The organism is Amphritea opalescens (assembly GCF_003957515.1).
Lineage (GTDB): Bacteria > Pseudomonadota > Gammaproteobacteria > Pseudomonadales > Balneatricaceae > Amphritea > Amphritea opalescens.
The window spans coordinates 143,775-165,430 of sequence record NZ_RQXW01000008.1; the positions used below are offsets into that span (position 1 = coordinate 143,775).

16 protein-coding genes and 4 tRNA genes are annotated in these 21,656 nt (G+C 47.4%); 13 read left to right on the top strand and 7 right to left on the bottom strand.

Features of this window, described 5'->3' with window-relative positions; all coding sequences use genetic code 11:
* Positions 1-32: 32 nt before the first annotated feature.
* Positions 33-1,271: a YbfB/YjiJ family MFS transporter gene (locus EH243_RS10850; RefSeq protein ID WP_126158684.1), complete on the bottom strand. Its 1,239-nt coding sequence runs from the start codon at positions 1,269-1,271 to the stop codon at positions 33-35.
* A 123-nt stretch (positions 1,272-1,394) separates the two neighbouring features.
* Between EH243_RS10850 and EH243_RS10855 the strand changes: the two genes are divergently transcribed.
* Together EH243_RS10855 and EH243_RS10860 are read left to right on the top strand one after the other, a co-directional pair.
* Positions 1,395-2,192, top strand: coding sequence for an AraC family transcriptional regulator (locus EH243_RS10855; RefSeq protein WP_241235059.1), 798 nt, complete (start codon positions 1,395-1,397; stop codon positions 2,190-2,192).
* 179 nt (positions 2,193-2,371) lie between these two features.
* The gene (locus EH243_RS10860) at positions 2,372-4,564 is read left to right on the top strand and encodes an OsmC domain/YcaO domain-containing protein (RefSeq protein ID WP_126158685.1); all 2,193 of its coding nucleotides are present in this window, start codon (positions 2,372-2,374) and stop codon (positions 4,562-4,564) included.
* Positions 4,565-4,772: 208 nt separating this feature from the next.
* Here the strand turns inward: EH243_RS10860 and nhaD are convergent, their stop codons facing one another.
* Entirely contained in the window at positions 4,773-6,008 is a 1,236-nt protein-coding gene (nhaD, locus tag EH243_RS10865) for a sodium:proton antiporter NhaD (protein ID WP_126158686.1), read from the bottom strand.
* A gap of 404 nt (positions 6,009-6,412) precedes the next feature.
* Here nhaD and EH243_RS10870 point away from each other — a divergent pair, with 404 nt between their 5' ends.
* On the top strand, positions 6,413-7,846 hold the full coding sequence (locus EH243_RS10870; protein WP_126158687.1) for an aldehyde dehydrogenase family protein: 1,434 nt from the start codon (positions 6,413-6,415) through the stop codon (positions 7,844-7,846).
* Between the two features lie 53 nt (positions 7,847-7,899).
* Here the strand turns inward: EH243_RS10870 and EH243_RS10875 are convergent, their stop codons facing one another.
* Complete coding sequence (locus tag EH243_RS10875; RefSeq protein WP_241235060.1) at positions 7,900-8,976, bottom strand: FUSC family protein; 1,077 nt, start codon at positions 8,974-8,976, stop codon at positions 7,900-7,902.
* A 297-nt stretch (positions 8,977-9,273) separates the two neighbouring features.
* Between EH243_RS10875 and EH243_RS10880 the strand changes: the two genes are divergently transcribed.
* The gene (locus EH243_RS10880; protein ID WP_126158688.1) at positions 9,274-10,113 is read left to right on the top strand and encodes a mechanosensitive ion channel family protein; all 840 of its coding nucleotides are present in this window, start codon (positions 9,274-9,276) and stop codon (positions 10,111-10,113) included.
* A gap of 322 nt (positions 10,114-10,435) precedes the next feature.
* Here EH243_RS10880 and EH243_RS10885 read toward each other — a convergent pair whose 3' ends face one another.
* Together EH243_RS10885 and folD are read right to left on the bottom strand one after the other, a co-directional pair.
* Positions 10,436-12,571 carry an FAD-dependent oxidoreductase gene (locus EH243_RS10885; RefSeq protein WP_126158689.1) on the bottom strand — a complete coding sequence of 712 codons (2,136 nt, stop codon included), beginning with the start codon at positions 12,569-12,571 and terminating at the stop codon, positions 10,436-10,438.
* Positions 12,572-12,817: 246 nt separating this feature from the next.
* The gene (gene folD, locus EH243_RS10890; protein WP_126158690.1) at positions 12,818-13,669 is read right to left on the bottom strand and encodes a bifunctional methylenetetrahydrofolate dehydrogenase/methenyltetrahydrofolate cyclohydrolase FolD; all 852 of its coding nucleotides are present in this window, start codon (positions 13,667-13,669) and stop codon (positions 12,818-12,820) included.
* Positions 13,670-14,264: 595 nt separating this feature from the next.
* On the opposite strand from folD, the gene EH243_RS10895 reads away from it, so the two are divergent.
* The 8 genes from EH243_RS10895 (at position 14,265) to EH243_RS10930 (ending at position 19,382) form a co-directional block, all read left to right on the top strand.
* Positions 14,265-14,340, top strand: a tRNA-Arg gene (locus EH243_RS10895).
* Between the two features lie 36 nt (positions 14,341-14,376).
* Positions 14,377-14,452 (top strand) — tRNA-His (locus EH243_RS10900).
* 64 nt (positions 14,453-14,516) lie between these two features.
* A tRNA-Leu gene (locus tag EH243_RS10905) sits at positions 14,517-14,601 on the top strand.
* A gap of 29 nt (positions 14,602-14,630) precedes the next feature.
* Positions 14,631-14,706, top strand: a tRNA-His gene (locus EH243_RS10910).
* A 243-nt stretch (positions 14,707-14,949) separates the two neighbouring features.
* A complete protein-coding gene (tig, locus tag EH243_RS10915) occupies positions 14,950-16,284 on the top strand; it encodes a trigger factor (protein ID WP_126158691.1) in 1,335 nt (444 codons plus the stop codon).
* Between the two features lie 115 nt (positions 16,285-16,399).
* Complete coding sequence (gene clpP, locus EH243_RS10920; protein ID WP_126158692.1) at positions 16,400-17,020, top strand: ATP-dependent Clp endopeptidase proteolytic subunit ClpP; 621 nt, start codon at positions 16,400-16,402, stop codon at positions 17,018-17,020.
* Positions 17,021-17,194: 174 nt separating this feature from the next.
* Positions 17,195-18,490: an ATP-dependent Clp protease ATP-binding subunit ClpX gene (gene clpX, locus EH243_RS10925; protein ID WP_126158693.1), complete on the top strand. Its 1,296-nt coding sequence runs from the start codon at positions 17,195-17,197 to the stop codon at positions 18,488-18,490.
* A gap of 166 nt (positions 18,491-18,656) precedes the next feature.
* Positions 18,657-19,382 carry a YebC/PmpR family DNA-binding transcriptional regulator gene (locus EH243_RS10930; RefSeq protein ID WP_126158694.1) on the top strand — a complete coding sequence of 242 codons (726 nt, stop codon included), beginning with the start codon at positions 18,657-18,659 and terminating at the stop codon, positions 19,380-19,382.
* Between the two features lie 428 nt (positions 19,383-19,810).
* Here EH243_RS10930 and EH243_RS10935 read toward each other — a convergent pair whose 3' ends face one another.
* Complete coding sequence (locus EH243_RS10935; protein WP_126158695.1) at positions 19,811-19,990, bottom strand: DUF6435 family protein; 180 nt, start codon at positions 19,988-19,990, stop codon at positions 19,811-19,813.
* A 364-nt stretch (positions 19,991-20,354) separates the two neighbouring features.
* On the opposite strand from EH243_RS10935, the gene EH243_RS10940 reads away from it, so the two are divergent.
* Positions 20,355-20,786, top strand: a complete 432-nt coding sequence (locus EH243_RS10940) for a hypothetical protein (protein ID WP_126158696.1) — start codon at positions 20,355-20,357, stop codon at positions 20,784-20,786.
* 447 nt (positions 20,787-21,233) lie between these two features.
* Here EH243_RS10940 and EH243_RS10945 read toward each other — a convergent pair whose 3' ends face one another.
* On the bottom strand, positions 21,234-21,563 hold the full coding sequence (locus EH243_RS10945; RefSeq protein WP_126158697.1) for a hypothetical protein: 330 nt from the start codon (positions 21,561-21,563) through the stop codon (positions 21,234-21,236).
* Between the last annotated feature and the right edge of the window lie 93 nt (positions 21,564-21,656).

Sequence of the window (21,656 nt, forward strand, 5' to 3'; positions counted from 1 at the left end):
TGTTTGATTCAGGGCAAAATTGCGTTCGCTCTCTACGCCTCAGGATTACCCAACACGAGATTCGCTTCCTGTGCTTCCATAGCACTCTGGTGAGCGGCGATCAGTGCATCTTTATTTCGCTCGATTCGTTGAGCAACCAATATCGCAACGCAACCTGCCAGCATAACAATAAGCGTTATGATGAGGCCGTTATCAAAGTTACCGTAGTATTCCGCCATATAACCCACGAGCGCTGGTGCGATCATCTGTGAGGTGCCATAGCTGAAGGTTAGGCGGCTCATCGGTTTAGATGGGTTATCAGGGAACAACCGACCCACCATCGACAACACCATGCTAACGATACCGATAAAGCTAGCGCCATAAATGACCGCACTAAGGATAACCGCCCATAGCTGGTGGCTTAACAGTAGTATTAAAATACTGACTGCGTTCAGCAGATAGGCACAGATCAAGGCCTGCCAAGAGCCGGTCATGGCGACCACTTTATCCCATAGCGCACTGGCCGGGGCGCAGCTTAAGCCCGCAATGAGCCAGATCATCCAGCCTTGGCCGGCTAATGCATCGATGCTTTCAGCGATGGTAATTAAAAAGGTGGCGGAGATCACATAACCAAAGCCCGCGCAAAAGTAGGCCAGTTGCAGCACCGGCATAAAACTACGGGGTAGCGCGATATGATGGTGAGGGTGTTTTGCGAGCGCTTTCTCGGCACTGAAATCGGGTAGCCATTGCCATACCGGTGCAATGAGTAATAGCGTGACCAGTGCATAGATAAACCACTGTTGATCCCAACTGAAGTGTTGATTGATAAGGGTTGATAGCAGCGCTGTGATGACGATACCAATGCCTAACCCTGAAAAGAAGATACCCAGCTCGGCTTTATGGTTACGTTTCATTAACCAGTGCATCAGTAAGCCGCCGCCTAGCAACATGCCCGCAGCACTACTTAAGCCAGAGAGGTAGCGTAACAGATACCATAAGGGTTCCAGCGTAGTGAGCCCCATCGCAAAACTGGTTATCACGGATACCACTAAGCCGACTCTAAAGAGACGCGCTTTGAGTGCCAAGCTATGGATAAAGGAGATAAGCAGTGCGCCACTGAGGTAGCCTGCATAGTTAGCGGCGGCGAGGTAACCGGCCACCGATTCACTCAAACCCACTTCACTGGCCATCTCTGGAATCATTGGGGTGTAAGCAAAACGGGCGATACCGATGGTGGCCACAACGGCTAAAACGCAGGTGACTAGCATGCGGTTTTTACTGATTTCAGCCATGTTCAGTTTCCTGTAAGTGATTATCGAAGAAGGAAGTAATAGCAAGGAGGCTAGATTAGAGGATGTTGCATCAGTAAACTTTCTATAAAATGACAGAATATCTACAAAACAGGACAAAATGTTGTGAAAGAAGAGCCAACAGCCCAGCTTCGTCCGCTAACGATGCCTACCTTACCGCGGGAACTGTATGTCCGACAGGAAAAAATGCCCGCAGGGCACTACTTTCCGGATCACCAGCATGACTGGCATCAACTACTCTATGCCGTGTCGGGCGTATTGGTGGTGGATCTAGTCGGCGAGCGATATTTTATTCCACCGGAGCAGGCGATCTGGTTGCCCAGTGGTTGCCAGCATCGGGTGTATACCGAATATGGGGCCGATCTGAAAAGCCTCTATTTAGCGAAAGAGTATCAGGCATTAGGCACTGAGCGGGCGACGGTGCTGCATATTACACCGCTGATTCGCGAATTGATTCTCACCGCGGCGGAGTTTGAGGTCGAATATGGTTTAGAGTCCTATGAAAACGATCTGGTACAGCTGCTATTAAAATCCCTTAGCCGTTTAGAGCGGGATGATCGTTTTCTGCCTTGGCCCGTGAGCCCCGAGTTAACGGCATTATGTCATCGTTTGTATCAGCAGCCGGATCAGGTGGTCACCTCAGAACAGTTAGCGAGTTCGATGGCGGTATCTTTGCGTACATTAGATCGCCGTTTTCGCCGAGAAACGGGTATGACCCTAAAGCAGTGGCGTTTGCAGTTAAGGTTGATGCAGGCGATTGAGTTATTGAACGCTGGGCATAGTGTCACGCAGATTGCCTTAGAACTTGGTTATAGCTCCGCATCACCCTTCATCTATATGTTTCGAGAACAGTTTGGTGTTGCGCCTGCTCAATATCGAAATCGCGCAGAAAAACTGAAATAACAGGGTATATCGCTGGTGATATTTCAGGGTCAGATAGTCTTCGTTTAAATATCAGAATTAGTGTTAAAATGCCCGCCACTGTATGTCGCCTACTGGGCTGTAAGAGTGCTGTTTTACCTTAGAGACGGCATCAACATACTCACCAACTTTGCATTAAATGATCCCGGAAAAGTATTCAGATGGAAATCAAAGTAAATTTTTTAGACAATCTCAGGCTTGAAGCGAAGTTTGATGATTTTACCGTTATCGCCGACCAGCCGATTCGTTACAAGGGGGATGGTTCTGCGCCCGGTCCATTTGATTATTTTTTAGCGTCTTCAGCCTTATGCGCCGCTTATTTCGTTAAGGTGTATTGCCAAGCTAGGGATATCCCAACGGACGATATTCGCCTATCACAGAACAATATTGTCGATCCTGAAAATCGCTATAACCAGATTTTTAAGATTCAAGTAGAACTGCCGGATACCATTTCAGAGCGGGACCGTACCGGGATTATCCGTTCGATCGATCGCTGTACCGTGAAGAAAGTGGTGCAACAGGGGCCTGAGTTTAGAATCGAAACGGTTGAAAACTTGGATGCCGATGCGTCGATTATGGCGATGGGCGTTGCCGATGATACGGCCAACACCATGATTCTGGGTAAAGATCTACCGTTAGAAAAAACCATCGCCAATATGACCGGTTTGCTTGAAACCTTAGGCATGAAAATAGAGATCTCCTCTTGGCGTAATATCGTGCCTAATGTGTGGTCCTTGCATATTCGGGATGCGTCTTCACCGATGTGTTTCACCAACGGTAAGGGCGCTACCAAAGAGAGCGCGCTCTGTTCTGCCCTAGGTGAGTTTATCGAGCGGGCCAGCTGTAACTTCTTCTACAACGATCAGTATTTCGGTGAAGAGATCGCTAACAGTGCCTTTGTTCACTACCCTAATGAGAAGTGGTTTGAACTGACCGAGGATGACAGCATTCCTGCAGGCTTGTTAGATGATCACTGTCTGGCGATTTATAACCCAGATAACGAACTACGTGGCTCCAATCTGATCGACACTAATTCCGGTAATGTTGAGCGTGGTATCTGTGCATTGCCCTATGTGCGCCAATCTGATCAAGAAACCGTGTATTTCCCTTCTAACCTGCTAGAAAATCTGTTTCTGAGTAACGGCATGAGTGCCGGTAATAATATCGATGAAGCGAAAGTGCAGTGCCTATCTGAAATCTTTGAGCGGGCGGTAAAACGCCAGATTATCGAAGAGGAGATTGTGCTGCCGGATGTGCCTGAGGCCGTATTGGCGAAGTATCCTCAGATTGTCGCCGGTATTAAAGGGCTGGAAGAGCAGGGATTCCCTGTGCTGGTTAAAGATGCTTCCTTGGGCGGACAGTTCCCCGTGATGTGTGTCACCCTGATGAACCCTCGCACTGGCGGTGTGTTTGCTTCCTTTGGTGCCCATCCAAGCTTTGAAGTGGCACTAGAGCGCAGCTTGACCGAGTTGTTACAAGGCCGCAGCTTTGAAGGGTTGAATGATGTGCCACCGCCTACCTTTAATAGCTTAGCGGTGACCGAACCGAATAATTTTGTCGAACACTTTATCGATTCGACCGGGGTCGTTTCTTGGCGTTTCTTCAGTGCTTGCCACGATTATGAATTCTGCGAGTGGGATTTTTCCGGTACCAATGCCGAGGAAAGTGAACGCTTGATGGCGATTCTCACTGAGCTAGAGCAGGAGGTCTATATCGCGATCTTTGATGACCTAGGTGCTGCGGCCTGTCGGATTCTGGTACCCGGTTATTCAGAGGTCTATCCGGTGGAAGACTTAGTCTGGGATAACACCAATAAAGCGATTCAGTTCCGGGCGGATATTCTCAATATTCATACCCTGAGTGATGATCAGCTAGCTGATTTGGTGGAACGCTTAGAAGACAGTGAAGAAGATAACTATACCGATATCAAAACCCTGATCGGCATCGAGTTTGATGAGAACACTGTGTGGGGTCAGCTAACGATTCTTGAGCTGAAGATTCTTATCTATTTAGCACTGGGCGAGCATGAAGCCGCGTTAGAGCTGGTGGAAAGTTTCCTACAGTACAATGACAATACCGTCGAGCGGGGCCTGTTCTATCAAGCGATGAATGCCGTGTTAGTGATTGTGTTGGATGAAGAGCTCTCCCTAGATGATTATCTGTTTAACCTGCGGCGTATGTTTAGTGAGCAAGTTATGGAGAATGTGGTGGGGTCAGTCACCGGCGAGGTGAAATTCTATGGTTTAACACCGACCAGCATGAAGCTCGAAGGGCTAGATCGACACTTACGACTGATTGATAGCTATCAAAAGCTACATGCGGTTCGTGCCGCTAAGGCAGGCCTCACGTCCTGATAAACTCAAGGTTGCGGTGTGCGTCGATTCCTTTATGCAGATAATGCGATAGGGGCTGATAATTAGATAGGCGCTGATGATTCGGTTGGCGCGGATCAATGATGCTGTAGCCGACCCCCATGAGACTAAACAAAAAAACCAGCGGTTGTGAGGCCGCTGGTTTTTTTCATTTAAGCGCACCGCTCGGTACGCTAAGGGTGAAAACCGGTCAGAGCACCAGTTTAGTCAGTCCCATTACCGCCAAGTAGCCACAGGTGTAGGCAATCAGCAACCAGTGAATAAAGCGTAAGTAACTGATGAATGACAGCTCTTGCAGTTTGCTGAGGGCGATAACACCCGCGGCAGAACCGACGATGAGAATCGAACCACCGACACCCACCGCATAGGTAAGGCCTAACCATTCGCCTTGAGTCATCGGAATATCTGATTGCAAGATAGCCGCCGTTAATGGCACGTTATCGACAAAGGCAGAGAGAATACCGATCACATAGTTAGCATAGACCGCAGGCATCATGGTGTAGAGTTCAGGCAATAGCTCGAGTACCGACAACTCTTTGAGCATGCCGACGAGTAACAGAACTCCGAGGAAGAACAGTAGGGTATCAAACTCGATCTCGCGCACATATTCCAAGACATTGGGGTTTTGTTCTTTACGGAAGATCACTTGATGTACGATAAACATTAGTGCCAAACCAAAGAGGAAGGTCAGCACCGGCGGTACCGAAAACAGTACACTAAGAGCCAGTGTGCTAATGATGGTCAGTAGGAACAGCGCGGCAATCAGCTTATCGCCAGCCGAGATCGGCCGTTTGAATTTAGGCAGGGTGATCATGTCATTACAACCACGCATCAAGATCAACGCCAGAATCGCAACCCCTATTATGGCGGGCAGGATCAACAGCAATAAGCTCAGAATCGATACCTTACCATTCAAGAAAATCATCAAGGTGGTGACATCACCGGTGATCAGCGAAACACCGCCGGAGTTAACCGCAAAGACAATCAGTGCGGCAAATTTTAGTGTGTCTTTGGTTTCGAGTTTTAGTGATGCCAATAACGACAGCATAATCAGTGAGGCGGTGATGTTGTCCGCCAAGGATGAAAACATCAACCCGAGTAGGGCGATGAGAATCATCAGGGTGCTGAGCTTGAGTTCGCTAGGTAGTAAGCGGTAGACCAGCTGAGTGATCAAACCTTTTTCGTTAAGATACGCGACGAAGGTCATCGCGGCCATCAGAAATAGCCATAGAATGGCGATATCCAGAAGTTGTTCGTTGAGTGCTTCCTGAATTGCCTGAGGTGACTTTTCAGGGAAGACAAAGGCAAGAATCCAAACCAGTGTGCCGATGAAGAGTGTCGATTTAGCTTTATTCAGATGAACAACATCTTCAAAAATAATCAACAAAAAGGCGAGGATGATCAGGCCCAATAGCAAATAATGCATCGTTAGTCCCACTTTTAAATTTTATAGGCGGCTATTCTCCACTTTTGTATTAGCTTAATACAATAGATAAAACGGTTAAGAGGGTAAGAATATTAGGATATTCCACTATATCTGTTTATTTATTCTATCTGCCGAAAACTTTTTTAACGGTTGCGGGTCACAACGGTAGCCGTTAATCCGTTTGGTGTCGTTTTGTTCACGACAGGCTAAGTTGTTGACCTGCGAGACGCTGAATGGATAGTACTGAATGAAAATGCTGAATGATAAAAGCCCCTGTTGTTTACGCAGCGGCGATAGATGACCACGAGGAGGTATAGTGGTCGGGATTGAGAAGATGATATATATACTCATTGTCACGCCATAGGCGTTACCATGAGCGGTCTATAAATTAAGGAAGAGCAAAGATGTTAGATAAGCGTCAGTTTTATATAAATGGTCGTTGGGTTGCACCCGTCGAAGCCTGTGATTTTGATGTAATTGATCCATCCTCAGAAGAAGTATGTGCTGTTATTTCGTTAGGTACTGAGGCAGATACCGAAAATGCCGTGGCGGCCGCACGCAAAGCGTTTGATCATTGGAGTCAAACCTCAAAAGCGTCTCGGGTTGCACTGCTGGAAAAACTGCTAACCATCTACAATGAGCGAGCAGATGAGATGGCTAAGGCGATCTCAACCGAGATGGGTGCACCTATTGCACTGTCCCGTACCGCTCAGTGTGGTGCCGGTTCTTCCCATATTAAAAACCTTATTCGTGCGCTGAAAGGCTATGAATTTGATCAGCCGCTGGGTGACCATGCGCCGGATAACCGTATTCTGCATGAAGCGATCGGTGTCTGTGCCCTGATCACGCCGTGGAACTGGCCGATGAATCAGGTGACCTTGAAAGTGGTCGCGGCACTGGCGGCCGGTTGCACCATGGTGTTGAAACCCTCTGAAATTGCTCCACTGTCCTCAATGCTGTTTGCAGAGATGATCGATCAGGCGGGTTTCCCTGCTGGCGTGTTTAACCTAGTGAATGGCGATGGTCTGGGTGTAGGCTCACAGCTTTCCGGCCACCCTGAAGTGGATATGGTGTCCTTTACCGGTTCAACCCGGGCCGGCGTGGCGATTACCAAAAATGCCGCGGATACCGTTAAGCGTGTTGCACTGGAGCTCGGTGGTAAGGGCGCTAATATTATTTTCGCGGATGCGGATGATAAAGCGGTGATTCGCGGTGTGCGTCACTGCTTTAATAATAGTGGTCAATCTTGTAATGCCCCAACACGGATGCTGGTCGAGCGTTCGATCTATGATCAAGTGGTCCAAGTGGCGGCGGATGTGGCCAATAAAACTGCGGTTAACTCAGCGGATCTTGAAGGTCATCATATTGGTCCCGTCGTGTCACAGATGCAGTTTGATAAGATTCAAGGCCTGATTAAGGTAGGTATTGAAGAAGGTGGCCGTGTGGTGGCTGGTGGATTGGGTAAGCCTGAAGGGCTTGAGAAGGGCTTTTATGTCCGTCCAACCGTGTTTGCGGATATCCATAACCAGATGAGTATTGCCCGTGAAGAGGTGTTTGGACCGGTATTAGTGCTCATTCCGTTTGATACCGAGGAAGAAGCCGTAAGCATTGCTAATGATAGCCCTTATGGTTTGACGCACTACGTGCAAACTCAAGATAGCGAAAAAGCTAACCGCGTGGCGCGTCGTCTGCGGGCAGGTATGGTTCAGATTAATGGAACCTTCCTCGGTGCTGGCTCGCCGTTTGGAGGCTACAAGCAATCGGGTAATGGTCGTGAAGGCGGTGTTTGGGGCCTTGAGGACTTTCTTGAAGTGAAAGCGGTCAGTGGTTGGAACTGATCTGAACAAGCCTACATCGACTGCAGATGGCAGTCGGTGTAGGCGTTTATTCGTTAGCCTTTATTGATTGTCTGCAACAACTTCTCTACTTTCTGCTTAAACATCGGGTGATGTATCACCCAGCCCCCAATATAACCAATCACAGAACCTAAGGTAATATCAAACAGACGGGAGAGGATGAGTTGATCCGTCTCGCCGGTCGGTATATTGGTGTCTGTAAAAATCACCGTTAGCGGGGTGATAAACATCACTGCTAAGCCGTAATTACGTGTAATTAATAGCTCAATAATAAAACTCAGTCCTAGTATCAGACAGGCGGTTTCCCAAGGCCCAGGGGCTAATGAGAAGATCACCCACGCGATACCCATACCGATAGTGGTGCCGATAATTCGATGCACATTACGGTGCCAAATCGCCCGAAAGGTGGCGCCTTGCATAATAGCGGCGCTGGAGATGGGCACCCAATAAGGATTTTCTAATTGTAGGAACAGCGCGAGACAATAGCCGCCGCCGACAAATAAGCTAAGTACCAGCGATTCAATGCTGATAACAACAATATTGTGATTGATCTCTTCGGTAGGGCGATCGACAAAGGTTTTGGAAATATATACCTGATAAACACTATAGATCAGCGCTAAACAACACCCGCCCATGGCGCCAAACGTCAGAATACCGGTACGCTCAGCGGCAAGCGATAGATCAAAGGGCAGTGTGCGGGCCAGGCAGGCGACGACGACAAAAAAGAAGGTGCCCGGTGGTGGTACCGAGTAAAAGCGACAGATCACCGTAACCAAAAAAACATTTACCGTGAGTGTAGCCGCGGAAAAATAGGGGTCAAAATTGGTTAATACGCCGAGGGCAAAGCTAACTGAAAACCCAAAGGCGCAGCCCGCTAATGTCATCATTCGCCGGGGAATATGGGTTTGGCGCATATATAAAATAGACAGGCCGCCTAAGCAGGCCAGCATAGCGGTTTGAATATCACCTAACCAAGCGCCTATGAATGCCGGTAGGCCGACGGATAGAGCGGAAGTAACGAGAAAGCCTAGAGGTCGCTTATGATCGCTGAGTTCTAGTAGTGGCTTAATGCTGTTGTAGAGGCGTGTGGTAAGAGCGAGGTTGTTGTTCAATAGCAACTCCTATCAATATAAGGGTGAATGATGCTGAATTAGCCCTTCAGCGGGGAGAGTGGGGTAAAAGTATCATGATTTTAATGTGACGATACGGTTTTATAGGCTAGGGTATAGCTGTTGTCTTCATTTTAATGGCAATCCTAGTTGATTCTCATGAGCCTGAGAGTGCGATTGTGCTCCTGTCTTCGCGGTGATGATGACAAAAGTGATTGTTTTAAAGTGCAAAGGTCTGGGCTATGCGTTAACGCTAGAGCGAAGGCTTATGGGCATTTATAACTAATAAAAGAGAAAAATATGTCAGAACTGCTTGAACAACTCGATATTAATCAATATTTTCCTGCGGCGCTCGATTGGGCAAGCAACATTCTGTTAGCGATTGTGATTTTGCTCATAGGCCTATGGTTTGCCGGTAAAGTGAACAAGATGATCGTTGCGGGTAGCAAGAATAGTAAACATCTCGATGACACCTTGTTCCGTTTCTTGGGCAGTGTGGCGCGTTATATCATTATTGCCTTTGTTATCATCGCGGTGTTGAATCGTTTTGGTGTGCAAACGGCTTCGATTGTCGCGCTGTTGGGTGCCGCTGGTTTAGCGGTCGGTTTAGCGCTTCAGGGGGCGATGTCTAATTTGGCGGCTGGGGTCATGTTGCTGGTCTTTCGGCCCTATAAAGTGAATGACTTTATCGAAGCCGCTGGCCGATTTGGTAAAGTAACCGAGATCGATCTGTTCACCACTATTTTACAAACATTCGATAATCAGCAGATTATTGTGCCCAATTCACAGATCTGGGGTGACCAGATTATCAACCATTCGCACTTCGATGTGCGGGGTGTTGATATGCATTTTGGCATCGCTTATGACGAGAGTATTGATGCCGCGCGGGCGGTGATTGATGGCGTATTGGCTGCCCATCCTCATGTGCTGAAAACACCGGCACCCTTTGTTGAAGTTGAGACGTTGAATAACAGTTCAGTGGACTTTCTGGTGCGTCCTTTCTGTCAGGGCGAGCACTACTTTGATCTGCTGTATTCTGTGCCTGAACAGATTAAGAAAGCGCTAGATGAGCAGGGTATTGAGATTCCATATCCGCACCGCAAGGTGATTTTGGTGAATGAAACCAATAAGGAAATTTAATTTTAATGTTAAACCTGTCTATTAAGTTATTAAGGTAACTTTTTGATAGTAAAGATCTAAAATATAAAATAAAAAAGCCCTGTCATAACGAGAGGGCTTTTTTGTGTCTAGTGGGTTGGCACTAAATGGCTTTTGATTTGGCTGTATTTTTAATACAGATAACGATACAGGCCTTTATTGTATGCTGGCGGTGAGTCGTTTTTCATCGCTCTTAGTAGCGTTCATATCAGTGCTTATATTAGTACTTATATAAGTGCTTATATCAGTGCCCATTAGCGGCGCCATGAAACGACGCCTATTGGCTTTCTGTCGTGTCTTTACCTTAGCCGCGCTTCCAGCGATGGAAGGTTTCTAACCAGGCGAGAACCTTTTGTGGGGCATGCTTTTTCTTCCACTCACCGGCCACAAAACGGTTGGCTTCGTTGAGGGTTGGGTACGCATGAATGGTCCCAAGGATCTTGTTTAAGCCCAGTTTGTTTTTCATGGCTAATGCAAACTCGGGCAGCATCTCGGCGGCATGTTCACCGACCAGTGTCACGCCGATAATTTTATCGCTACCGGGTTTGAGTAAGACTTTAACAAAGCCGTAAGCGGCTTCATCGGTGATCGCACGGTCTAGCTCTTCGAGGTTATAACGTACTGCCTCATAGGCAATGCCCTCATCAATCGCTTGCTTCTCGTTGAGGCCGATACGGGCCACTTCTGGGCTGGTGTAAGTGGTGAATGGGATTAAAGAGTAATCTACCTTGAATTTCTTAAACTGTCCGAATAGGGCATTAACCGATGCAAACCATGCCTGATGGGCGGCTGCATGGGTGAATTGGAAAGGCCCGATCACATCGCCGCAGGCAAGGATGTTAGGTATTCGAGTGCGAAGGTAAGGGTCGACCTGAATGGTACCACCGGGCTTAGCCGTGATGCCCATCGCTTCGAGGCCAAAACCCGTAACGTTGGCGGTGCGCCCAGTGGCGACCAATAATTTATCAAAGCCGATCCGTTTTTCCTGTTCGTTATGACGACAAACAAGCTGATAGCCTTGACCAGTCACTTCAAATCGCACCGGAGTGTGGCTTGAGCAGATGGTAATGCCATCCTCTTGAAGACGTTTTTCAACGACGGCGGCAGCGTCTTGATCTTCACGGGTGAGTACTTGAGTGCCGCGGAAGAGAATAGAGACATCGCTGCCAAGCCGTGCAAAGCACTGTCCGAGTTCGCAGCCAATAGCCCCTGCACCCAGTACCAGCAGTCTTTCAGGCCGCTGACGTAGCCCCCAAATAGTATCAGAGGTGAGTGGATCAACCAGTTCGATGCCGGGAATGGACGGTATAGCAGGGCGTGCGCCGGTCGCAATCACTATGTTCTGGGTGGTAATGGTCTTACCGTTGACTTCGACTTCCCAGGGGCTGCGAATATGAGCGCTGCCGGTGACGCAATCAACACCGAGGGATTCATAGCGGGCAATGGAATCATGGGGCTCAATAGTTTCAATAACCCGTTGCACTCGATCCATCACTTCTGAAAACTCATACTCGACTTCGGCGTTGCGAATCCCCAAGTCTTTGGCATCACGCACATCGGCGAGGAAGTGGGTGGTGCGAATTAGGGTTTTAGAGGGAACACAGCCGGTATTAAGGCAATCACCGCCCATCTTGTGACGTTCGATCAGGGTGACTTTGGCCTTGGTGGCTGCTGCAATATAAGAGGTGACTAGGCCGCCCGCGCCTGCACCAATGACAACCATATTGGTATCAAACTTTTTCGGTTTGGTATAACCGTTATAAACTTGGCGTTGTTTAACTTTATCGACAATGAATTTCGCGATCCAAGGGAAGATGCCTAACAAGCAGAAGGATAGAATCAGCCCTGGTGACAGAATATCGCTAGGTTGTTCGATCAATGCCAGCTGTGTACCAGCATTCACAAAGATTGCCGTGCCCGGCAGCATGCCCAGTTGGCTCACCCAGTAGAAAGTACCGACTTTCATGCGGGTTAGGCCCATAACCGCGTTGATGACAAAGAACGGGAACAGCGGCACTAAGCGCAGGGTAAAGAGATAGGATATACCATCTTTCTCGATGCCGCGGTTGATGGGATCAATATAGCTAGAAAACTTATTGGTTAGCGGTGCACGTAATAGGTAACGGGCCATCAAGAATGCAAGCGTCGCGCCGATTGCGCTGGCAAAGGACACCAGTATCAGGCCGGTTGCGAGGCCGAAGATGGCGCCGCCTACAAGCGTCATGATAACCGCCCCAGGGAGAGATAGCGCAGTGACAAGGACGTAGAACACAACGAAGGCAGCAATGGCTAACACTTTATTCGCTGAGACCCAGCTTTGCAGGCTGTCCTGTTGTGTTTTTATATAATCGAGGTTGAGGTAACTGCCTAGATCAAATAGGAAGAAGGCACCTATGAGTGCGGCAATAACAACGATTAAAAGGATTTTTTTACTATTCATAAACAGGCTCTGCTTGGCAAGAGTGGGGTAAGTGCTAGGGATAGTCGCACAGTAAACTGAAAATATCCTGAAAGACTGATTGTTTCAGCGGGGCTTTGTTCAGTTTATTTTACAATCGAGAGATAAAGAATGGCCGGTTTGAGCGGCAGTGTTCAGGCGGTGTTGCGTTGCGGGTCATAAAAAAGCCTTTTCCACTCAGGGAGAGAAAAAGGCTTATTTGGCAGAGCCGTGTTGAAAAATAGCGGCTTAGCTATGGTTGTTGGCGGCTTCTAGGGTATTTTCCATTAACGTCGCTACTGTCATTGGGCCAACACCGCCGGGAACGGGTGTGATCCAGCCAGCACGTTCCGCTGCAACCGCATAGTCGACATCGCCTACTAAGCGGCCATCTTCAAGGCGGTTAATGCCCACGTCGATCACAATAGCGCCGGGCTTAATCCATTCCCCTTTGACGAGTCCAGGTCTGCCAACACCCACCACGACTATGTCAGCGCGCTGTACATGGGCCGCAAGGTCCTTGGTAAAGCGGTGAGTTGTGGTCGTGGTGCAGCCGGCGAGTAGCAGCTCTAGCGTCATCGGGCGGCCAACGATATTGGATGCACCGACAATGACCGCATCTTTGCCGCGAATCGTTTCACCGGTTGATTCCAGTAGAGTCATAACGCCTTTAGGTGTGCAGGGGCGCAGCGCGGGTAGACGTTGCGCAAGACGGCCGAGATTGAAGGGGTGGAAACCATCGACATCTTTCTCTGGGCGGATACGCTCTAGGATTTCATTCGCTTCGAGGTGAGAAGGGAGCGGAAGTTGCACTAGAATGCCGTCGATCTTTGCATCGGCGTTTAGCGTATCGACTAAGTCGAGTAGTTGCTGCTGGCCGGTCTCTGCAGGAAGGTCGTAGGAAATTGATTCAATGCCTACTTCTTTACAGGCATTTTTCTTGTTTCTGACGTATACCTGCGAGGCGGGATCGAAGCCTACGAGAATAACGGCTAAACAAGGGGCGCGTTTGCCCGCATCAAGACGGGCTTTAACACCCACTGCTACCTGTTCGCGAACATTTTGGGCAATCTGCTTGCCGTCAATTATCTGAGCGCTCATCTTACGAATGTCTTCCTCAGTCATTAATTTTGATGGCGCGGATTGTCTCATGGTTGCGGTCTTCCTCCAAGGAGAATTGCGGCTCAATAGGGATGGGGGGGCGATCTGCTTGGCTAGGCGTCATCAGTTTATAGAAGCCATGATGATGACTTGGGGTGATAAGAGAGGAAAGGGATGACAATAGCCTCTTATCAAGGGGTAATGATTGATGAATGACGGCTAGCTCATAAAGAGAGGATTGTCTGTGATGAATACAGCAGCTTTATGGTTATCCTCTATTGCCAATAACATATGACCTATTACTGCTTTATCGCCAGCGTTATCTATGACTGTTTATCTATATGGACTGCTTTTTTGCCGCCGCCTCTATGACGGTCTATCTATATAGATGGCTGATGTTGTATACAAAATCAGCAGTTATGTACAAAAATTGTTCGCTTAGGCCGGTTATCGCCGTCTAAGTGGTTTATTTTGCTTAAATTTTAAAAAGGGTGTTGACGGAATATAAAGCGATATATATTATGCGCTCCATCTTGAAGAGGGGCACGAAGCACCTAGGTGTGAATTGAACTTCAACGAGATCGGGCAGTGTCAGGCGCCCGTAGCTCAATGGATAGAGCACTCGCCTTCTAAGCGAGCGGTTGCAGGTTCGACCCCTGCCGGGCGCGCCAGTAAGGTCTGACAAAGAGTCAAAATGTATTGATATGGTGGGCGTAGCTCAGTTGGTAGAGCTCCGGATTGTGATTCCGGCGGTCGTGGGTTCAAACCCCATCGTCCACCCCAGTACATTGTTGTCTTTAAGTGTGGTATGCTAATGCCGCTTTAATGATGACGAACCCTGTTTTATGCGAGTGTGGCGGAATTGGTAGACGCGCTGGTTTTAGGTACCAGTATCTTACGGTGTGGGAGTTCGAGTCTCCCCACTCGCACCATTATTTACTTCTCAGGAAGTGCGCCTTTGGTGGGCGTAGCTCAGTTGGTAGAGCTCCGGATTGTGATTCCGGCGGTCGTGGGTTCAAACCCCATCGTCCACCCCATTTCTTATTTCTGTTTATTCCCTTATTTATCTCTTTTCTAATCCTTTTGTCATTGATCCGCGCATTTATAATGCCTATGTTGTTATTCAACGCTTTTGCTTGACTAATAGCACCGCTTACCGGACAATTTCCGCCTTTAGAAATTCAGGTACCTGTTGTGATAAGCCTCTGCATCTTTAAGAGGGTGAACGACAGGTCAATTTTCAGATTTGTTACGATACAAATAATTTTGTGAGGAATTCCATGCAAGTATCCGTAGAAACCACTACTGGTCTTGAGCGTCAACTGACTGTTGTTGTACCTGCTGATCGCGTTGATAGCGATGTAGCCAAGCGTGTTCAAGAGACGGCTCGTACCGTTCGTCTGGACGGTTTCCGTCCTGGTAAAGTGCCAGTTAAGGTGGTTAAAAAGCGCTACGGCCAAGGCATTCGCCAGGAAGTCATTGGTGAAGTTGTGCAGCAGAGCTTCTATGAAGCGATACAGCAAGAAAGCCTGACACCTGCTGGTGGCCCAAATGTTGAGTTCAAAACCGACAAAGAGGGTGAAGATTTCTCTTACACTGCAACGTTTGAAGTGTATCCAGAAATCACACTGGCTGATTTCTCCGGCGTTGAAATCGAAAAGAATTCCGCTGAAGTGAAAGATGCTGATCTTGATCAGATGATTGATACTCTGCAGAAGCAGCAAGCAGCTTATGAAGAAGCTGACAAAGCGGCTGCCGAAGGCGATCAACTGAACATCGATTTTGAAGGTTTCATCGACGGTGAAGCGTTCGATGGTGGTACTGCCACAGGTATGGATCTGGTATTAGGCTCTAATACAATGATTCCTGGCTTTGAAACGGCACTGGAAGGTGCTAAAGCCGGTGATGAGAAAGAGGTTAACGTCACTTTCCCTGAAGAATACCATGCTGAAAACCTGAAAGGTAAAGACGCTAAGTTCAACGTTAAGGTGAACAAAGTATCTGCTCAAGTATTGCCAGAATTGAACGAAGAGTTCTTCGCTAAATTCGGTATCGAAGAGAAGAGCGTTGAAAGCTTTAAAGTTGAAGTGCGCAAGAACATGCAGCGTGAACTCACTCAAGCACTGAAAGCTAAGCTGAAAGAAGCTGTTTTCGGTAAGCTGGTTGAAGTGAATGCGATTGACGTACCAACTGCGCTGATTGATGGCGAGATCGATGCGATGCGTCGTCAAGCTATCCAGCAATTTGGTGGTGCTGATGCCAATATCGATCCTAACATGCTGCCTAAAGAGATGTTCTCTGAGCAAGCTGAAAAGCGTGTTAAAGTCGGCCTGTTGGTTTCCGAAGTGGTTAAAGCTAACGAACTGAAAGTAGACGACGACCGTGTTCGCACAACCGTTGAAGAGCTAGCAGCGACTTACCAAGAGCCACAAGAAGTGATCGATTGGTACTACAGCAACCAAGAGATGCTGAACCAGATTCAGAACCTAGTTCTGGAAGATCAAGTTTTGGATCTGCTGCTTGATTCTGCTAAGGTTAGCGAAACCGAATTAAGCTATGAAGACGCAATCAAACCAGCAGCGCCTGCTGCGGCTGAAGAGTCAGAAGAGGCGTAATTGCCCTTCGCCTTAATTGCGTTTATAAAAGAACGGTTGTCGGCTTAAGGTCGGCCGCCGTTTTTTTTTCTGGACGTGTGGTAAACACGTTGTTAAGGATTTAGGAGAGAATTCAATGTCGGATTTTTATAATGGCCCTACAGTAATTACTAGCAGTGGTCTGGTACCCATGGTTGTTGAACAAACAGCACGTGGTGAGCGTTCTTACGACATCTACTCTCGATTACTGAAAGAGCGGGTTATTTTCATGATTGGCCAAGTTGAAGATCACATGGCTAATCTGGTCGTCGCTCAGTTGCTTTTTCTTGAGTCTGAAAACCCTGATAAAGATATTCACCTGTATATCAATTCCCCAGGTGGCTCGGTAACTGCTGGATTGTCAATCTATGACACCATGCAGTTTATCAAGCCTGACGTTAGCACTATGTGTATCGGCCAAGCGGCGAGCATGGGTGCCTTGTTGCTGACCGGTGGTGCTGCAGGTAAGCGCTACTGTCTGCCACACTCTCGAATGATGATTCATCAGCCGTTAGGTGGCTATCAGGGTCAAGCAACCGATATCGAGATTCATACTCAAGAAATTCTGAGTATTCGTGACAAATTGAACAGTATTATGTCGCACCATACCGGTCAGGATATGGATACCATCAGTAAAGATACTGATCGGGATAATTTCATGTCACCGGAACAAGCGGTTGAGTACGGTCTGATCGATCAGGTGATGACTAGCCGTTAATACGCGTACCGCGCTGTGTGGGTGTCGCCTCGATGGTTTATGCGAGTGTTTCGATCGCCCACCCACTTGAAGTTTGTTGTAAAGCGGTGCACATTGTTCGCTATAATAGGCGTACAGCGATAAAGAAATTAAAGGGCCTAACCTGGCATGGTTGGGACAAATAGAGGAAGTTGAATGTCCGACGATATCAACGGTAAAGAGGGAGGCGATGACAGCAAACTGCTGTATTGCTCTTTCTGTGGTAAAAGCCAGGACGAAGTCAAAAAATTGATAGCAGGTCCGTCTGTTTTTATCTGCGATGAGTGTGTCGATCTTTGCAACGACATCATCAAAGAGGAAATTCAGGACGCGGAAGAGCCCCAAGAAGATGGGGATCACCTGCCGACACCGTCTGAGATCAAAGAAAATCTGGATAGCTACGTTATTGGTCAGGAGAGGGCGAAAAAGGTTCTGTCTGTTGCCGTCTATAACCATTACAAGCGGCTGCGTTTTCAGCAGACAGCGGGTGATACCGATGTAGAGCTGGGCAAGAGTAATATCCTGCTAATCGGCCCAACGGGTAGCGGTAAGACCCTGTTGGCGCAAACATTGGCGCGTATGTTGAATGTGCCGTTCACCATTGCTGATGCAACCACCCTGACCGAAGCCGGTTATGTGGGTGAGGATGTTGAAAACATCATCCAGAAGTTGCTACAGAAATGTGACTATGATGTTGAAAAAGCGCAGCTGGGTATTGTCTACATCGATGAGATCGATAAGATCTCCCGTAAGTCAGATAACCCATCGATCACCCGTGATGTAAGTGGTGAAGGTGTACAGCAAGCGCTGCTGAAGCTGATTGAAGGTACGGTTGCTTCTGTGCCGCCTCAGGGTGGCCGTAAACATCCACAGCAGGAATTTTTGCAGGTTGATACCTCGAATATTCTGTTTATCTGTGGTGGTGCCTTTGCTGGGCTTGATCAAGTCATCAAACATCGTAGTGAAAAGAGTTCTATTGGCTTCAATGCGGCGGTTGTCAGCAAAGAAGAAACCAAGAAGATCACCGATGTGCTGGCTGATTTGGAATCAGAAGATCTGGTTAAGTTTGGTCTAATTCCTGAGTTTGTGGGTCGTCTACCGATGATCGCCACACTGACAGAACTAGACGAAGATGCTTTGATTCAGATTCTGACAGAGCCTAAAAACTCACTGACCAAGCAGTATTCTGCTCTGTTCGGTATGGAAGGCGCTGAGCTGGATTTCCGTGAAGATGCGCTCAAGGCGGTTGCCAAAAAAGCGTTGGAACGTAAAACCGGTGCCCGTGGTTTGCGCTCTATCTTGGAAGAGAATCTGCTGGACATCATGTATAGCCTGCCATCAGAGCAGGGTATCTCGAAGGTTGTGATCGATGAAGGTGTGATCACCGGCGATTCCGACCCTATCCTGATCTATGAAAATCAGGATGCCCCTAAAGCGGCATCAGAAGACTGATTAAAACCATGATATAAAACGCGCCCCCGGCGCGTTTTTTGTATCCTGCATCGATAATCCTATGTTAAATGCTGTTGTTGGCGAAGAAATAGGATGCACACACTAGAGCTTAGGCGGGTGAGCGATTAAAATGGCCCCTGCCTTTATGTAAGAAAGAGATTTTCCAATGGGAAGAAAGTTTGAAGTACGTAAGGCTTCCATGGCTAAGACTCAGGGAGCTAAATCCAAGGTATATGCCAAGTATGGCAAAGAGATCTATGTGGTTGCCAAAAATGGTGGTGTTGATCCAGAGGGTAACCTATCTCTGCGTCGTCTCATCGAGAAAGCCAAAAAAGATCAAGTACCGGCCCACGTGATTGAAAAAGCGGTCGACAAGGCTGCAGGCGGCGGTGGTGAAGACTTCCTACCAACCCGTTATGAAGGTTTCGGCCCCGGTGGCTGCATGGTTATCGCCGATTGCCTGACCGATAACAACAATCGTACGTTTGGTGATGTGCGAGTAGCTTTCAACAAGGGTAAAGCCAAATTGGGTGGTCAGGGCACAGTAGCCCATATGTTTGATCATCAGGCCGTCTTTGTCTTTCCCCATGACGATGAAGATGAAATTCTCGAAACATTGATGGAAGCGGATGTTGATGTGACTGAGGTCGAAAGCGAAGATGGCAACATCACCGTTTACGCGCCGCACACTGAGTTCTTTAAAACCAAGACCGCCTTGCATGAAGCTTATCCCGATCTTGTGGTCGAGGTCGAAGAGATCACCTTTATCCCTCAAACCTATGTTGAGTTGGCCGGTGAAGACCTTGAACAGTTCGAGACCTTCTTAGAGATGCTGAACGATGTAGAAGACGTACAAGAGGTTTACCATAACGTTGAATTGCCAGACGAGTAAGTTATAGCGTTAGGCAGATCAATAAAAAAGGCTGATGTGAAAACATCGGCCTTTTTTGTTTAAACGAGATTATGAAGGCCGTTGCTCGAGTGTCAGAGGCTGGGTGATATATCATCATATCTACTGTAGCGAGCGACGCCCTCGTCGCGATTGAATTCATATTGGTTGAGATGAGAACTAAAAAAAGTATTATCAGAGGGCAGCATACTTGCATTTTTTTACTGAAACTCCGATGAGCCTGTTTCATAAGCAGGAATAAAGGTATAAGAAATTCGGGGTAATATTTTTAAAAGAATATATATTTTAAAAAGGTGGCCGCGAATTCAACTCCGAAGTGCGACACAACTATGTAACCTGACAAATAACAGCTGGTTTTTGCTTCATCGGCGCCATTTTTAGCCAATATTTTTTGTCCTCAGATGTCGGCGTTATGTTTCTTTTGTGCCTTCTAGGGTTTCAATTTGTATTCTGATATCCTCTGCTTCACTAGTAATCATAGAGTAAGATTGGATATCTCCACTTCTCTGAGCATGCATTGCCTTTTCTAGTTTTTGAAGATATAGTTTTTTTAGGTTTTTAATTGGGTCTTTCTTAAAGAGTGAGAACATATCGAATGCCGTTTAGATTAATCTTAGTTTCCTATACGTGCACTAACTGATTTCGGTTCACTTTGCTTTGGGTGGGCGGTGCGGTTCGTTCCTCACCGGTCACCCTACGGATTATACGGGTTGCAGTGGTGCGGTTCGCAAAGCTCACCTGCACCCTACACAAACAGCTTTTGTGGTTGGGTGCATGGGGTTTCGATGTGTAGTAGTGGAGGCTAAGCAGTTGTCATCATCTTTGAAAAACCGCAAAAATAAAACCAAATACAAATCGCTTAATACTCAGCGTTAGGTCATAAATAATACTATGTCGAATCACTATACTTTCACGTTGAATTTAAAACTTAAACGCAATTTAACGGCTACAGAAGTGTCTGTATTAGAATATATTCTTAATGGTAATGGCTCTCCACCGGCTGATTTGCTAAATCATGCCTTTTTTTCTAACGGCTTACCTAAATATGTAAACTGGCAATCATACAAGGCGTTTCCAGTAGGAGGTTGGCGTTCTGAGTTTTGGCAATCAGTGTACTCCCCAAGCTGCGCTGCTGATGGTCAAATGAATTATGGTGTAAATTTACATCTGCCGGGCCATAAATTGGAGGGCGCACTTAGCGAACTGCCATTTGCTTGCTGGCTTGCAACAATCAGTTCTTCAATTGGCTATGTTGGGGCAATAACCTGTGAAGATGATGATATTGGTATGCCGCTTTTCCTTCTGTTTGTCAGTGATGGGCAGTTCAAAATAAGTAGCTTACCTGACAACCTTGAGTTGGAATCTGCTGAAGGGATATCTGGTTGATTGAATACTAACAGTTAACTCAGCTTTGCCGTTTTACAGGGGTGAGTGTGTTAGGGCTTCGCGTGATTCATGACAGTAGGAAATAGGGGAAAGGTTTTATCGAGAGTTAAGGAGTTTCCAGTAGGAGGTTGGTGTTCTGAGTTTTGGCAATCGGTGTACTCCCCAAGCTGCGCTGCTGATGGTCAAATGAATTACGGTGTAAATTTATATCTGCCGGGCCATAAATTGGAAGGCGCTCTTAGCGAACTTCCATTTGCTTGCTTGCAACAATCAGTTCTTCAATTGGCCATATTGGGGCAATAACCTGTGAAGATGGTGAGGGTAAACTCTGCTAAACGCCAATGAAAAAACCCCGAAGAAATCTTCGGGGGAAGAAGGCGTTAACTTTTAGAACCCCCTTGTTTTATCCGCACCGAATTTCAGTGCAGAACAGACGGGCCGGCTGTTCTAATCTTGAACTGCTTTCGATGCAGGTGCGCTGCCAACAACTGCACGTTTTGGTGCATTACCAACGATGCTCTTTTGCGCGACAGGCTTCGTCATCTCGCTAACCAAATTCAAAGCATGTTCCCCTTTAAGAAAAGTAGCCGCATCAGGAATCTCTGCGGCATGGACGAAACAAGAATCCCCCCCGCTCAATGATACTGCCCCACAATCCGCAACCATGGCACAATTCACTGCACTCCCTACCTGGCGACAAACGGTGTCGGCAAACAACTGCGATACGGGCAGTAAGCCAAAGGCTGCAATCAAAAATATCTTTTTAGTTGAGGTCATTTTCGGATCTCTCTTTTTTTAAGTTAAATTAATACATAGTAACTGAAGCATATTACACAAGTTATATATTAGCATATCTGGCCTAATCCTCAG